At 70.8% G+C, this 13,928-nt stretch carries 14 protein-coding genes; 9 read left to right on the top strand and 5 right to left on the bottom strand.

Annotated features, from left to right (window positions below; all coding sequences use genetic code 11):
• Positions 1-44: 44 nt before the first annotated feature.
• From ACGFIK_RS24910 to ACGFIK_RS24900, 3 genes are all read left to right on the top strand, one after another.
• Positions 45-578: a DUF4240 domain-containing protein gene (locus ACGFIK_RS24910; RefSeq protein ID WP_327024513.1), complete on the top strand. Its 534-nt coding sequence runs from the start codon at positions 45-47 to the stop codon at positions 576-578.
• Between the two features lie 94 nt (positions 579-672).
• A complete protein-coding gene (gene lepA, locus ACGFIK_RS24905; RefSeq protein WP_327027001.1) occupies positions 673-2,550 on the top strand; it encodes a translation elongation factor 4 in 1,878 nt (625 codons plus the stop codon).
• A gap of 283 nt (positions 2,551-2,833) precedes the next feature.
• Positions 2,834-3,121, top strand: coding sequence for a GlsB/YeaQ/YmgE family stress response membrane protein (locus tag ACGFIK_RS24900; RefSeq protein ID WP_327024514.1), 288 nt, complete (start codon positions 2,834-2,836; stop codon positions 3,119-3,121).
• Positions 3,122-3,250: 129 nt separating this feature from the next.
• Here the strand turns inward: ACGFIK_RS24900 and ACGFIK_RS24895 are convergent, their stop codons facing one another.
• The 3 genes from ACGFIK_RS24895 to ACGFIK_RS24885 form a co-directional block, all read right to left on the bottom strand.
• On the bottom strand, positions 3,251-4,156 hold the full coding sequence (locus ACGFIK_RS24895; protein ID WP_327024515.1) for a phytanoyl-CoA dioxygenase family protein: 906 nt from the start codon (positions 4,154-4,156) through the stop codon (positions 3,251-3,253).
• A 218-nt stretch (positions 4,157-4,374) separates the two neighbouring features.
• Positions 4,375-5,232 carry a hypothetical protein gene (locus ACGFIK_RS24890; protein WP_327024516.1) on the bottom strand — a complete coding sequence of 286 codons (858 nt, stop codon included), beginning with the start codon at positions 5,230-5,232 and terminating at the stop codon, positions 4,375-4,377.
• A 123-nt stretch (positions 5,233-5,355) separates the two neighbouring features.
• Positions 5,356-6,144 (bottom strand): enoyl-CoA hydratase-related protein, encoded by a 789-nt coding sequence (locus ACGFIK_RS24885; RefSeq protein WP_393341561.1) that lies wholly within the window; start codon positions 6,142-6,144, stop codon positions 5,356-5,358.
• A 20-nt stretch (positions 6,145-6,164) separates the two neighbouring features.
• Here ACGFIK_RS24885 and hemW point away from each other — a divergent pair, with 20 nt between their 5' ends.
• Entirely contained in the window at positions 6,165-7,388 is a 1,224-nt protein-coding gene (hemW, locus tag ACGFIK_RS24880) for a radical SAM family heme chaperone HemW (protein WP_327024518.1), read from the top strand.
• A 7-nt stretch (positions 7,389-7,395) separates the two neighbouring features.
• Here hemW and ACGFIK_RS24875 read toward each other — a convergent pair whose 3' ends face one another.
• On the bottom strand, positions 7,396-8,016 hold the full coding sequence (locus ACGFIK_RS24875) for a DUF4870 domain-containing protein (protein WP_327024519.1): 621 nt from the start codon (positions 8,014-8,016) through the stop codon (positions 7,396-7,398).
• A gap of 208 nt (positions 8,017-8,224) precedes the next feature.
• On the opposite strand from ACGFIK_RS24875, the gene hrcA reads away from it, so the two are divergent.
• From hrcA to ACGFIK_RS24860, 3 genes are all read left to right on the top strand, one after another.
• Positions 8,225-9,247: a heat-inducible transcriptional repressor HrcA gene (gene hrcA, locus ACGFIK_RS24870; RefSeq protein WP_393341557.1), complete on the top strand. Its 1,023-nt coding sequence runs from the start codon at positions 8,225-8,227 to the stop codon at positions 9,245-9,247.
• A 70-nt stretch (positions 9,248-9,317) separates the two neighbouring features.
• On the top strand, positions 9,318-10,463 hold the full coding sequence (dnaJ, locus tag ACGFIK_RS24865) for a molecular chaperone DnaJ (protein WP_357531626.1): 1,146 nt from the start codon (positions 9,318-9,320) through the stop codon (positions 10,461-10,463).
• Positions 10,464-10,476: 13 nt separating this feature from the next.
• Positions 10,477-11,211 carry a 16S rRNA (uracil(1498)-N(3))-methyltransferase gene (locus tag ACGFIK_RS24860; RefSeq protein WP_327024522.1) on the top strand — a complete coding sequence of 245 codons (735 nt, stop codon included), beginning with the start codon at positions 10,477-10,479 and terminating at the stop codon, positions 11,209-11,211.
• Between the two features lie 70 nt (positions 11,212-11,281).
• Here ACGFIK_RS24860 and ACGFIK_RS24855 read toward each other — a convergent pair whose 3' ends face one another.
• On the bottom strand, positions 11,282-12,043 hold the full coding sequence (locus ACGFIK_RS24855) for an SDR family oxidoreductase (RefSeq protein ID WP_327024523.1): 762 nt from the start codon (positions 12,041-12,043) through the stop codon (positions 11,282-11,284).
• 93 nt (positions 12,044-12,136) lie between these two features.
• Here ACGFIK_RS24855 and ACGFIK_RS24850 point away from each other — a divergent pair, with 93 nt between their 5' ends.
• Entirely contained in the window at positions 12,137-12,499 is a 363-nt protein-coding gene (locus ACGFIK_RS24850; protein WP_327024524.1) for a histidine triad nucleotide-binding protein, read from the top strand.
• Between the two features lie 44 nt (positions 12,500-12,543).
• Positions 12,544-13,896 (top strand): serine hydrolase domain-containing protein, encoded by a 1,353-nt coding sequence (locus tag ACGFIK_RS24845; protein ID WP_327027003.1) that lies wholly within the window; start codon positions 12,544-12,546, stop codon positions 13,894-13,896.
• Positions 13,897-13,928 lie beyond the last annotated feature (32 nt).

The raw sequence follows: 13,928 nt of genomic DNA, 5'->3' as shown, positions 1-13,928 counted from the left end.
CAAGGTGCGGTGACCGCCGGGGGCGTCTGTCAGACTGCCAGGCCATGAGGACCGACGACTTCTGGCAGTTGATCGACAGGGCTCGGTCCGGCGGGGGAGAGCCGAGCGCCGTCGCCGCCCGGGCGGTCGCGCTGCTCGCCGCCCGCGACCCCGAGGAGATCGTCGGGTACGCCCACCATCAGCGACGGGTGCTGAGCGCTTCCTACCGGGTGGACCTGTGGGGTGCCGCGTACCTGATCAACGGGGGTGCCTCCGACGACGGGTTCGAGTACTTCCGGGGCTGGCTGATGACCCAGGGCAGGGAGGTCTTCGCCCGCGCGGTGGCCGACCCGGACTCCCTGGCCGAGTTGCCCCGGGTGCGGTCGGCTGCCCTCAGCGGCGAGGAGTTCGAGTGCGAGGACATGCTGGCGGTGCCGTGGGACGCGTACCGCAAGGCGACCGCTACCGATCTGCCCACCGATCGGGAGTCGCCGCCGGTGCCGGACCTGAACGACTTCTGGGACTTCGACGACGCCGACGAGGCCCGGCGCCGGTTGCCCAGGCTGGCGGCCCTCTTCGTCGAGCCACCTCAGGAGTGACGGACGCCCGGCCGATGCTCGGCGGGGACGTGGGAGCATAGAGGGGGCCGGCATGAGCCGGCCTGCTCACGTCAGCCGACCAGAACGGACCGCTGTGCCACCGACGCTCGATACCGGCGCGAACGCTCCTGGTGCCACCGACCCGGGGCGGATCAGGAACTTCTGCATCATCGCCCACATCGACCATGGGAAGTCGACCCTGGCCGACCGGATGTTGCAGCTCACCGGTGTGGTCGACCCTCGGCAGATGCGTGCGCAATACCTCGACCGGATGGACATCGAGCGCGAGCGCGGCATCACCATCAAGAGCCAGGCCGTACGCATGCCGTGGACCATCCGCGATGGTGAGCGGGCCGGCGAGCAGGCCGTACTCAACATGATCGATACCCCGGGGCACGTGGACTTCACCTACGAGGTGTCCCGCTCCCTGGCCGCCTGCGAGGGCGCGATCCTGCTGGTCGACGCCGCCCAGGGCATCGAGGCCCAGACCCTGGCCAACCTGTATCTGGCCCTTGAGAACGACCTGCGCATCATTCCGGTGCTCAACAAGATCGACCTGCCGGCCGCCCAGCCGGAGAAGTACGCCGAGGAACTGGCCCACCTGATCGGCGGGGACCCGGCGGACTGCATCAAGGTCTCCGGCAAGACCGGCGAGGGGGTGCCGTACCTGCTCGACGAGATCGTCCGGCAGTTCGTCCCGCCGGTCGGTGACGCCGAGGCCCCCGCCCGGGCGATGATCTTCGACTCGGTGTACGACGTCTACCGGGGTGTGGTCACCTACGTCCGGGTGATCGACGGGCGGATCAGCGCCCGGGACCGGATCAAGATGATGTCCACCGGCGCGGTCCACGAGCTGCTGGAGATCGGGGTCATCTCGCCGGAGATGGTGAAGTCCGACGCCCTGGGTGTCGGGGAGGTCGGCTACCTGATCACCGGGGTGAAGGACGTCCGGCAGTCCCGGGTGGGTGACACGGTCACCATCAACGGGCGCCCGGCGGCCGAGCCGCTCGGCGGCTACAAGGACCCCAAGCCGATGGTCTACTCGGGTCTGTACCCGATCGACGGGTCGGACTACCCGGCCCTGCGGGACGCCCTGGACAAGCTCAAGCTCAACGACGCCGCACTGACCTACGAGCCGGAGACCTCCGGTGCGCTGGGCTTCGGGTTCCGCTGCGGCTTCCTCGGCCTGCTGCACCTGGAGATCATCGGGGAGCGGCTGGAGCGGGAGTTCAACCTGGATCTGATCTCCACCGCCCCCAACGTGGTCTACCGGGCCATCTCTGAGGACGGCCAGGAGGTCGTGGTCACCAACCCGAGCGAGTACCCCACCGGCAAGATCGCCGAGGTGTACGAGCCGACCGTGCGGGCCAGCGTGCTGACCCCGAACGACTACGTCGGCGCGGTGATGGAACTGTGCCAGAGCCGTCGAGGCAGCCTGCTCGGCATGGAGTACCTCTCCGCCGACCGGGTGGAGCTGCGCTACACCCTGCCGCTGGCGGAGATCATCTTCGACTTCTTCGACCAGCTCAAGAGCCGCACCAAGGGCTACGCCTCGCTGGACTACGAGCCCACCGACGAGCAGGCGTCCGACCTGGTGAAGGTCGACATCCTGCTGCACGGCGAGCCGGTGGACGCCTTCAGCGCCATCGTGCACAAGGACAAGGCGTACGCCTACGGCACCACGATCGCCGCCAAGCTGCGCAACCTGATCCCGCGCCAGCAGTTCGAGGTGCCGATCCAGGCCGCCATCGGCAGCCGGGTCATCGCCCGGGAGACCATCCGGGCGATCCGCAAGGACGTGCTGGCCAAGTGCTACGGCGGTGACATCAGCCGTAAGCGCAAGCTGCTGGAGAAGCAGAAGGAAGGCAAGAAGCGGATGAAGATGGTGGGCCGGGTGGAGGTCCCCCAGGAGGCCTTCATCGCCGCCCTGTCCTCCGACTCCGGCGACGGCAAGGCCGCCGGCAAGAAGTAGCCGCGCCGCGTACGCGGGCTGCGGAAGATCCCCGAAGGCACCGCCGGTCGATCCGACCGGCGGTGCCTTCGTCGTGCGGGCTGGTCCGGAGGTGGTCACCGTTTCGGCGCAATGACGGTTGCCGAGGTGTCGGGTGACCCCCATTGCGCCGAAACGGCGTGTTGACCACGACGCGCGGCCTGAGTCAGGTGGGCCGGTTTGAGAACTTCGAGGGTCGGGCATTAGGCGGTCACGACAGAAAAAACCACGAACGTGGATCGGCCTTTTGTGAAGGAGAGCGACCATGGAGTTCACTGTCTGGGGCATCATCACCGCGCTGATCGTCGGTCTGATCATCGGCGCCCTGGGCCGCCTGGTGGTGCCGGGCCGTCAGCCCATGCCGATCTGGCTGCACATGCTCATCGGTGTCGGTGCCGCCCTGCTCGGTACCGTGATCGCCCGTGCCTCCGGCTTCGCCGAGACCGCCGGTATCGACTGGCGGGAGCTGATGCTCCAGGTGCTGCTGGCCGCCATCGCGGTCGCGCTGGTCGCCGGGGTCGGCCGCAACCGCCGGGGAGTCACCCACCGGTAAAACTGATCACGGAAAAGGCACCCGACCATCCGGTCGGGTGCCTTTTCGTTCGCTGTACACCCCACCGGGGGTGTTAAGAAGGGCACCCTTTAGTACGCGAGGCGTTAATAAGGTGCCCTTCCTTACCGCTTAGCGGAGCCAGGGGATGTTGCGGTTGAGCAGGCCGCGCTCCTTGAGTTCCTTGCGCAGCGGAATCTCGTCGTCGATGTAGCCGTCCCAGTTGATGCCCCAGTAGTTCGCGGTGTGGGTGCCCTCACCGCAGAGCTGACGCTGCACCGGGGTGCGGTTGGCCCACCACTCGCCGTCCTTGTCGATGTGCAGCTCGTCGAGGGGACGGATCCACCGGTAGGTGTAGCCGACGAAGAGCATCTTGCGGGTGATGGTCGACAGGTTCGTCGACCGCGAGTGCCACTGACGACGGTCGAAGATGAAGGCGTCGCCCGGGTTGGCGGTGATCTCGACCGTGCCCTCCGGGTCCGGGTTGTGCACCGTGGTGTCCGCCGGGCGGGGCAGCGAGTTCCACAGGTGGCTGCCCGGGATGACCTTGGTGGCACCGCGACCGGTCTCCGACAGGTCGGAGAGCACGTAGGCGACCTTCAGCGAGAACATCGGCCGGGGCAGGTTCGGGTCCATCGTCTCCGGGTCGGAGTTCTGCCGGTACCCGTCCTGGTGCCACCCCCAGTACGGCTTCTCCGGCTCCAGGGCCGGCGGGGTGACGTCGAGGTGGTTGTGGTGGCTGTAGATGTTCCACCCGGCCAGGCCCCACATGTACGGGAAGGCGATCGGGTGGGTGAGCAGGTCACCGAAGAGCTCGTCGCGCTCAAGGAAGCCCAGCAGGTGCAGGGTGCCGTCCTTGGTGGTGTTGCCCTTGGCCTGCTCCTCGGCGTACACCCGGTCGACCGCGGCTTCGAGGGCGGCCCGGTGGTCCTCGGTCAGGACGTTGCGCAGCAGGAGAAAGCCCTGCTCATGGAACTCCTTGCGGTCGACGTCACTGATCGGTTCATAGCCGGTGCGGTCGCCGTAGTCGAATGCCACGTCGTACCCTCCCCATGAGGTGAAACCATTTCTGGCACAGGTGGCCGATCGTAACGCCCCTTCGCGCCGACCCGGGGACCACCCGCATCGATCCTGACAGCAACGGTCACCCAACGCACCTGGGCGACTACCGCTGGCTACTCAGAGTGTAATCGGCGGCGGGTTGGAGACGAATTGACGGATTTTGCGGTTACTGCGGGTAAGGAGTTCGAGGTCTCTCAGGAGTCCCCGAACACCTCGGCGACGACCTCGGCGGACTGCCGTGAACCGTCACCCACCCGGCTCCACGAACCGCCCCGGTTGGTCCACTCCAGGTCGCCGAACCGCACCCGCTTCACCCCGTGATCGGTGGCGTGGGCGACCAGCCAGTGCGCGTACCGCCAGCCCTCGAGCTGGTTGGCCGCGGCGACCGTCAGCCCGCTGGCCGTGGTCGCCGCGGCGGTCAGCCCCCAGTCCAGGCTCAGCCCCTTGGTCAGGGCGGTCGCGGCAGCCTCCCCCCGCATCGCCGGATCACCCCCGAAGGTGCAGACCACCGCGCCGGTGGCGTGGCCCAGCAGCGCCCGGGTGAGCACCTCCGACTCGTCGGCCCACTTCTCGTACGCCTCCGGGAAGGCCGAACGCTGCACCTTCTGCGCCGCGTCGGTGACCCGCATGTCCTGCCAGCCGCGCACCTTCTTCAGCGCCGAATAGAACCGGTCGGCCGCGTACCGGGGGTCCTGGATCTGCTTCGGGGTGCCCCACCCCTGGCTGGGTCGCTGCTGGAACAGGCCCACCGAGTCGCGGTCCCCGTCGGCCAGGTTGCGTAGCCCGGACTCCTGGTAGGCGGTGGCCAGCGCCACCACCACCGCCCGGTCCGGAAGCTCGTGCTGGATGCCGATGGCCGCGATGGTCGCCGCGTTGGCCATCTGATGGGCGTCCAGGGTCACCTTCCCGTCGGCCTGCACGGTGCACGCCCGGCTGGCCAGCGGCAACCGCAGCCGCTCTCCCACCTGCCGCATGCCGAGCACGATGCCGGCCACCGCGACCAGCACGACGACCAGGAAACCCGCCACGACCACCCGAGTGCGCACCCACACCTCCCGTACGACGTCCGCGCAAAAGCGTACGTCCCTCGCCGCTCGATCTGGATCATCCGACCAGTTCCGTCACGAAGCGCGTCATCCGCGCGGGAAGGGAAGTTCCCCGTTACCGACCGATCCTCACCTGTCGAGTTCGGCCACCCAGCGCGCGGGGCGCTTCTCCCGGAAGGCCATGACCCCCTCGATGCCGTCGCCGGACAGGAAGTACCGGGTGGACAGGGTGCTCAACGCCGCCAACTCCTCGCCCAGGTCGGTGGCGGGCGGCCGGCGCAGCAGCTCCTTGGCCCCGGCCAACGCCGAGGGGGCACCGCGTACCAGGGAGTCGCAGTAGCGCTGCACCGCGGCGTCCAGCTCCTGCGCCGGCACTGCCGCCGTGACCAGACCGATCTGCGCCGCCCGCAGGCCGTCGAAGGTGTCCCCGGTCAGGTACAACTCGGCAGCCGCCCGAGGATGCAGCCGAGGCAGCACGGTCGCCGAGATCACCGCCGGGATCACCCCGATGCGTACCTCGGTGAAGGCGAAGGTGGCCTCGGCGGCGCAGACCGCCAGGTCGGCCGCCGCGATCAGGCCCAGACCCCCGGCCCGGGCCGGTCCGGCCACCCGGGCCAGCACGGGCTTCGGGCACTCCCAGACCGCCGCCAGGACCTCACCCAGCATCCCGGCCGGCACGGTCCCGCTGGCGTACGACGCCGCCGTCTCCTTCAGATCCGCCCCGGAACAGAAGACCGGGCCGGTGTGGTCCAGCACGATCACCCGGACGGTGTCGTCGGCGACCGCGGCACGCAGCCCGGCCAGCAGTTCGGTCATCAACGGAGTGGAGAGCGCATTGCGGTTGTGCGGGCTGTCCAGGGTGAGGGTGCTCACCCCGCGGGCCGTGGTGACCCGCACCAGCGCGTCGGGAGAGGTCATGGGAGGGCACACTAGTGGCCATGCCCGGCGTCCTTCCAGCAGGCGAACCCGTCCCGGCCGACGGGTCGCTGCCCGCCTCAGCCCTGACCAGAGTCGATGAGGGCGGCTTCGGGGTGTACGTGCACGTGCCCTTCTGCGCCAGTCGCTGCGGCTACTGCGACTTCAACACCTACACCGCGCAGGAGTTGGGCGGCGGCGCCAGCCGGGACAGCTACGCCGACACCGTGCTGGCCGAGTTGACCCTCGCCGCGCGGGTGCTGGGCGAGCGCCCACCCCGCCGAGTGGAGACCGTCTTCGTCGGCGGGGGGACCCCCACCCTGCTGCCCGCCGAGGACCTGGCCCGCATCCTCGACGCCATCGACCGCACCTGGGGGCTGGCCGCCGACGCCGAGGTGACCACCGAGGCCAACCCGGAGTCGGTCACCCCGGCCTCCCTGAAGGAGCTGCGGGCCGCCGGCTACACCCGGATCTCGCTGGGCATGCAGTCGGTCGCCCCGGGGGTGCTCGCCGTGCTCGACCGCCGGCACAGCGCCGGCCGGGCCACGGCCGCCGCCCTGGAGGCTCGGGAGGCCGGGTTCGACCACGTCAACCTGGATCTGATCTACGGTACGCCGGGGGAGCGCCCGGAGGACTTCGCCGCCTCCCTAGAGCAGGTCGTGACGGCGGGGGTCGACCACGTCAGCGCGTACGCCCTGATCGTCGAGGACGGCACCCGGCTGGCCGCGCGGATGCGTCGGGGGGAGCTGCCCTACCCGGACGACGACGTCGCCGCGGACCGCTACCTGGCCGCCGAGGCCGCCCTCGAGGCGGCCGGTTTCTCCTGGTACGAGGTGTCCAACTGGGCCCGTACGCCGTCGGCCCGGTGCCGGCACAACCTGCTCTACTGGACCGGCGGCAACTGGTGGGGCCTGGGACCGGGGGCGCACAGCCATGTCGGTGGGGTGCGCTGGTGGAACGTCAAACATCCCACCGCGTACGCCCAACGCCTGGCCGCCGGGCAATCACCTGGCCTGGCCCGGGAGGTGCTGACCCCCGACGAGGCCCGGATGGAGGAGGTCATGCTCCGGCTGCGGCTGGCCGAGGGCCTGTCCCTGGAGGTGCTGGACGACCCCGGTCGGGCGGCTGCGGCGCGGGCGGTGACCGACGGCCTGCTGGCCGCCCTCGACTACGCGGCCGGCCGCGCGGTGCTGACCCTGCGCGGCCGGCTGCTCGCCGACGCCGTGGTGCGTGACCTGCTGCCCTAGCTGCCGATCAGCCCTTAACGAAGGAGTAGCTCATCGGGTAGCGGTAGAGGACACCCTCGTTGGCCTTGACCCCGGCGATGATGCCGAAGATCACCGGGATGATCCAGACCAGCAGCGGGACGAAGAACAGAATGCCGCAGGTGATCGCGGTGAGCACCCAGCTCAGCAGCCCGACGATCGCCCAGGTGAGCTGGAAGTTGAGGGCCGCGACGGCGTGTGCCCGTACGGTCGGGGACTGCTGCCCACGGGTCATGTTCGCGATCAGCGGCGCCACCCAGCCGAGCAGGCCACCACCGATGAACACGCCGAGCGGACCGCCGAAGTGGGCGATGAGAGCCCAGGTCTTGTCCTCGTTGGTGCCGTACCCGCCCCCGGGCGCGCCGTAGCCGCCTCCCGGCGCGCCATAGCCCCCGGTCGGGTAACCGACACCGGGCGGAGGGTAGCCGCCGGGCGGCGGATAACCACCCGGGGGCGGATAGCCGGCCGACGAGGGCTGGTCACCGGGGGGTGGGTAGCCACCGGGCGGGGGATAACCGCCGGGCGGCGGGTAGCCGCCCTGGCCAGACGATCCGGACACCGGGGCGGTGGGATCGTCGCCGTAATCTGGGGGACGAGGTGGTTCGGTCATGGACCTCACCGTAGGTGTCAGCGGCAATGGCGCACCATAGCGACACCGGCGAGTGTCACGTCGCCGATCGGCCCTCGGACAGCTCCACTTCTTGATCATCGCGCTGGCGGGGGGCCTCGACGTAGACTGGCACTCGCTACAGTCGAGTGCCAGGGTGCCTATTCGGCGACGGTGACGCTCGACACTGACCTGCGACAGGAGGTGGGAGATGGGTCTCGACGACCGCAAGCTCGCCGTACTGCGGGCGATTGTCGAGGACTACGTCGCCACCCAGGAGCCGGTCGGCAGCAAGGCGCTGGTCGAGCGGCACCAGCTCGGTGTCTCACCGGCCACCGTCAGAAACGACATGGCCGTGCTGGAGGAGGAGGGCTACATCCGGCAGCCGCACACCAGTGCCGGCCGGGTGCCCACCGACCGCGGCTACCGGCTCTTCGTCGACCGGTTGAGCCGGGTCAAGCCGCTGAGCCCGGCCGAACGCCGGGCGATCGAGCGGTTCCTGGCCGGGGCGGTGGACCTCGACGACGTGGTGCACCGCACCGTGCGGCTGCTGGCTCAACTGACCCGGCAGGTCGCCGTGGTGCAGTACCCCAGCCTGGCCCGCTCCCGGGTGCGCCACCTGGAACTGGTGCCCATCTCGACCACCCGACTGATGCTGGTCGTGATCACCGACACCGGGCGGGTCGAGCAGCGGCTGGTCGAACTGCCCGCCCCGATCGCCGCGGACGACGTGCTGGACCTGCGCCGGACGGTCAACGAGAAGCTGGTCGGCATCCAGCTGTCGGAGACCCCGCCCCTGGTGCAGACCCTCATCGAGGAGTGTGGGCCACACCTGCGGCCGGCCATGACCACCCTGTCCACCGTGCTGCTGGAGACACTGGTCGAGCGGCACGAGGAGCGGATCGCGCTGGCCGGCACCGCCAACCTGGCCCGCGGTGGCCTGCTGGACTTCCAAGGTTCGCTGCGGCCGATCCTGGAGGCCCTCGAAGAGGAGGTCGTCCTGCTCAAACTCATCGGTGAGGTTGAGCCGAGCACCCTGCGGGTGCGCATCGGGGACGAGAACAAGATCGACAACCTGCGGGCGGCCTCCGTGGTCAGCACCGGCTACGGACCGGGGGAGACCATCGTCGGGGGAATGGGCGTACTGGGGCCGACCCGGATGGACTACCCCGGGACCATCGCCACGGTGAGGGCCGTGGCACGCTACGTGGGCGAGCTGCTGGCCCAGAACTGATCAGTCAGGGCCGACGGTGGGCTGCCGCCGACCGGCGTAATGCGAGACGAACACGAGGACACGGAACGCAGTGGCCAGGGACTACTACGGCATTCTCGGCGTCAGCCGAGGAGCCTCCGATGACGAGATCAAGCGCGCCTACCGCAAGCTGGCGCGGCAATTCCACCCGGATGTCAATCCGGACCCGGAGGCACAGGAGAAGTTCAAGGACATCAACGCCGCGTACGAGGTTCTCTCGGACGATCGGAAGCGGCAGATCGTCGACCTCGGTGGCGACCCGTTGGCCCCGGGCGGCGGCGGTGCCGGTGGACCGGGCGGGCCCGGTGGCGCCGGTCCCTTCGTCGGCTTCCAGGACATCATGGACGCCTTCTTCGGCGGGGCGACCGGCGCGGGCCGGGGGCCGCGACCGCGTACCCGGCCCGGTGCCGACGCGATCCTGCGGCTGGAACTGGACCTCCAGGAGACCGCCTTCGGGGTGGAGGCACCGATCACGGTGGACACCGCCGTGCTGTGCAGCACCTGCTCCGGTGCCGGTACCGCCGCCGGCACCCACCTGGCCACCTGCGAGGCGTGCGGTGGCCGGGGTGAGGTGCAGTCGGTGCAGCGCACCTTCCTCGGTCAGGTGGTCTCCGCCCGGCCCTGCACGGTCTGCCAGGGTTACGGCACCACCATCCCGCACCCCTGCCCGACCTGTGCCGGTGACGGCCGGGTCCGGACCCGCCGGTCGCTGACGGTGAAGATCCCGGCCGGGGTGGAGGACGGGATGCGGATCCGCCTGGCCCAGCAGGGTGAGGTCGGTCCGGGCGGTGGTACCGCCGGTGACCTCTACGTCGAGATCCACGAGCGGCCCCACGACGTCTTCTCCCGCAAGGGCGACGACCTGCACTGCCGGGTCACCGTGCCGATGACCGCCGCGGCGCTGGGCACCCGGCTGACCATCAAGACCCTCGACAGTGAGGAGCCGGTCGACGTCAAGCCCGGCACCCAGCCGGGCAGCACCCTGCGGCTACGGGCCCGAGGCGTACCCCACCTGCGCGGCACCGGCCGAGGTGACCTCTACGTCCACCTCGACGTGCGCACCCCGACCAAGCTCGACGCCGACCAGGAGCGGATGCTGCGGGACTTCGCCAAGACCCGTGGCGAGGAGGTCGCCGAGCTGACCAAGCAGGGCGGCTTCTTCTCCCGGATGCGCGACGCCTTCAACGGCCACGCCTGACCGGCGCCGTCTCGTGTCCGCTCCGCTGTTCCTGGTCGAGTCGCTGCCGGTCGCCGACTCGATGGTGCTCGACGGCCCCGAGGGGCACCACGCCGCCACCGTGCAACGGCTGCGGGTCGGTGAGGCACTGCTGCTCGGCGACGGCCGGGGCGGCACGGCCACCGCCGTGGTCACCGCCGTCGGCCGGGGCACCCTGGACATCGAGATCACCAGCCGGGGGTACGTCGACGCGGCGAACCCCCGACTGGTGGTGGTGCAGGGCATCGCCAAGGGCGACCGGGGTGAACTGGCCGTACAGGCGATGACCGAGGCGGGAGTCGACGAGATCGTCCCCTGGGCCGCCGGCCGGTCGGTGGCGCAGTGGCGCGGTGACCGGGGGGTACGGGCCCGGGGCAAGTGGGTGGCCACGGCCCGGGAGGCGGCGAAACAGGCCCGCCGGGCGTGGCTGCCGGTGGTGGCGGGCGCCCCGGACGAGTCAACCGGCTCGGTCAGCCGCCGGATCGCCGGCGCCGCCGCCGGGTACGTCCTGCACGAGGAGGCGACCGACCGGCTGACCACTGTCGAGTTGCCCGAGGCGGGTGAGATCGTGCTGGTGGTCGGCCCCGAGGGCGGCATCACCCCGGCCGAGCTGGCAACCTTCCAGGAGGCTGGCGCGCACCCGGTCCGCCTGGGCCCCTCGGTGCTGCGTACCTCCACCGCCGGGGTGGCCGCCCTGGCCGTCCTGGCCACCCGCCTCCTGCGCTGGTAGCCCTGCCCGCTGCCCGTTGCGTCGGTTGAAGCAGAGCAGAGGGGGCGCGCGGCAGGGGCAGGACCGAGGGTCAGGTGCGCAGGTAGGAGGCGCCGTTGAGGTCGATGATGGTGCCGGAGGCCCACTCCGCCTCGGGGCTGGCCAGCCAGTGCACGGCCGCGGCGATCTCCTCGGGACGGGCCACCCGGTCGAAGGGGCTCTGGGCCCGGATCGCCGCACCCCGCGGGGCCTTCAGGTGCTCGTTGGTCATGTCCGTCTCGACGAAGCCGGGCGCCACTGAGGCCACCGCGATGCCGTACGGCGCCAGGGCCACCGCCAGCGACTGGGCCATCGCGTTGAGACCGGCCTTGCTGGCGCCGTACGCCGGATTGGTCGGCTCGCCGCGGAAGGCGCCGCGCGAGGAGACGTTGATGATCCGCCCACCTCGCGTGCGCATGTGTTGGGCGGCGCACCAGGCGGCGTTGGCCGCCCCGAACAGGTTGGTGTCGCAGACCTCACGCCAGCGTTGCCGCCACTGCTCGTAGCTGGTGCCGAAGACGGGATGCGGCGGGTCGGCCGGCCCGAACACTCCGGCGTTGTTGACCAGTACGTCGAGCCCGTCCAGGTGGTCGGCGGCCTCGTCGACCATGGTCCGTACCGCGTCGGGGTCGGCCAGGTCGGCGCGGACCACGACATGGCCCGAGCCGGGCAGTTCGGCCCGCAGCTGCTCGGCCAACTGGGCCGAGTCGCGGTGGTGGATGGCCACTCGGTCGCCGGAGGCGGCGAAGGCCTGCACCACCGCCCGTCCGATACCCCGTGAACCGCCCGTGACCAGCACTGCTCGTTGCGCCATGCGCGCCATCCTGCCGCACTCGCTGCCAGTGTTAACAAGGGGCCCTTCCGCTACCGGAGGCGTTAAGCGGGGGCCCTTCCTTACACTGCCGGGGTGAGTACTGCTGACTGTCTGTTCTGTCGGATCGTCGCCGGGGAGATCCCGGCCACGGTGGTCCGGGAGACCCCCACCACCCTCGCCTTCCGCGACATCGACCCGAAGGCCCCGGTGCACGTGCTGGTCATCCCGAAGGAGCACTACGCCGACGTGGCCACCCTCGGCCAGGGTGACCCCGCCCTGGCCGGTGAGGTGCTGGCCACCGCCGCCGCGGTGGCCGAGGACGAGGGGCTGCTCGGGGACGGCTTCCGGTTGATGTTCAACACCGGTGGCTACGGCGGCCAGGAGGTGTTCCACGTCCACGCCCACCTGCTGGGCGGTGCGCCGCTCGGTCCGATGCTGGCCCGGGACCTGGCGTGAGTTCAGCCGCCGACCGCACCACCGCCGCCGGGCACCTGGAACGGATGGTGCGGCGGGTCCAGGCGCAGGCCCGGGTACCGGCGGTCGCGGCCGCCGTGCACCGGGCCGATCGGGCGCTGTGGACGTGCACGGTCGGCGGCACGGGCAACGACACCCCCCTGGACGACCGGACCCGGTTCCGGATCGGGTCGGTGACCAAGACCTTCACCGCCGTACTGGTCATGCAGTGCCGTGACGAGGGTCTGCTCGACCTCGACGATCCGGTGGGCCGGCACCTCGACCTGCCGGCACACGGCGAGTTGACCGTACGCCGACTGCTGTCGCACACCGCGGGCCTGCAACGCGAGCCGTACGGCGACGTCTGGGACACCCTGCGGGCGCCGGATGCCGACCGGCTGCTCGCCGAGTTGACCCGGGCCGAGCGGGTGCTGCCGCCCGGACGCCGGTTCCACTACTCCAACCTCGGCATGGCGCTGCTCGGTCGGCTGGTCGGGCAGGTACGCGGGGGCACCTGGGCCGAGGTGCTGACCGAGCGGGTGCTGACCCCCCTGGGGCTGACCGACACCACGGTCGCGCCCGGTCCCCGAGCGGCCACCGGCTACCTGGTCGACGCGTACTCCGACGAGGCGCATCCGGAGCCCCCGGCCGACTTCGGTGCCGTCGGACCCGCCGCGCAGCTGTGGAGCACGGCCACCGACATGGCCCGCTGGGCGGCCTTCCTGGCCGATCCGGCCGCGCTGGACCCGGCCGGGCGGGTGCTGGCCCCGGCCACCGCAGAGGAGATGCGCTGGCCGGTCACGGTCACCGACGAGACCGTGTGGAACGCCGGCTTCGGCCTGGGACTGATCCTGGTGCCCCAGGGCGACCGGGTGGTGCATGTCGGGCACGACGGCGCCATGCCCGGGTTCCTCGCCGGGGTGTACGGCCGACGCGGCGGCGAGGGCACCCCGGCCGCGTTCGGCGCCGCCGTGCTGGGCTCCTCGGGTACTGCGGCGGAACTGCTGGACCTGCCGCACCGGCTGCTCGCCGCCACCGTAGAGCACGATCCGGCCGACATCACCCCCTGGCAGCCCGGCGACCCGGCCCCCGCCCACCTGCGCGGGCTGCTCGGCCGCTGGTGGGGCGAGGGCTTCGAGTACGTGTTCAGTTGGCGCAACGCGACCCTTCAGGCCCGGGGCGCGGACGACCCGCCGGGCAAGCCGCCCGCGATCTTCGCGCCGCTACCGGATCGGCCGGACGTGTTCCGTACGGTCGCCGGGCGGGAGGTCGGCGAACTGCTCCGGCTGACCCGCGACGGCGACGGGGTGGTGGTCCGGATGCACTGGGCCACCTACCGGTTCACCCGGCACCAGGAGACCTTCGACCGGTACGACTTCCGTGCCGGAAGCGATCGCTGATGTCTGCTTCCTCCGCTTCTGTGTGCCTCTGG

Source organism: Micromonospora sp. NPDC048871, assembly GCF_043198155.1.
In the GTDB taxonomy this organism is placed as follows: Bacteria; Actinomycetota; Actinomycetes; order Mycobacteriales; family Micromonosporaceae; genus Micromonospora.
Note: the sequence above shows the minus strand (reverse complement) of the source record. Positions and strands in the feature narration are given on the sequence as shown.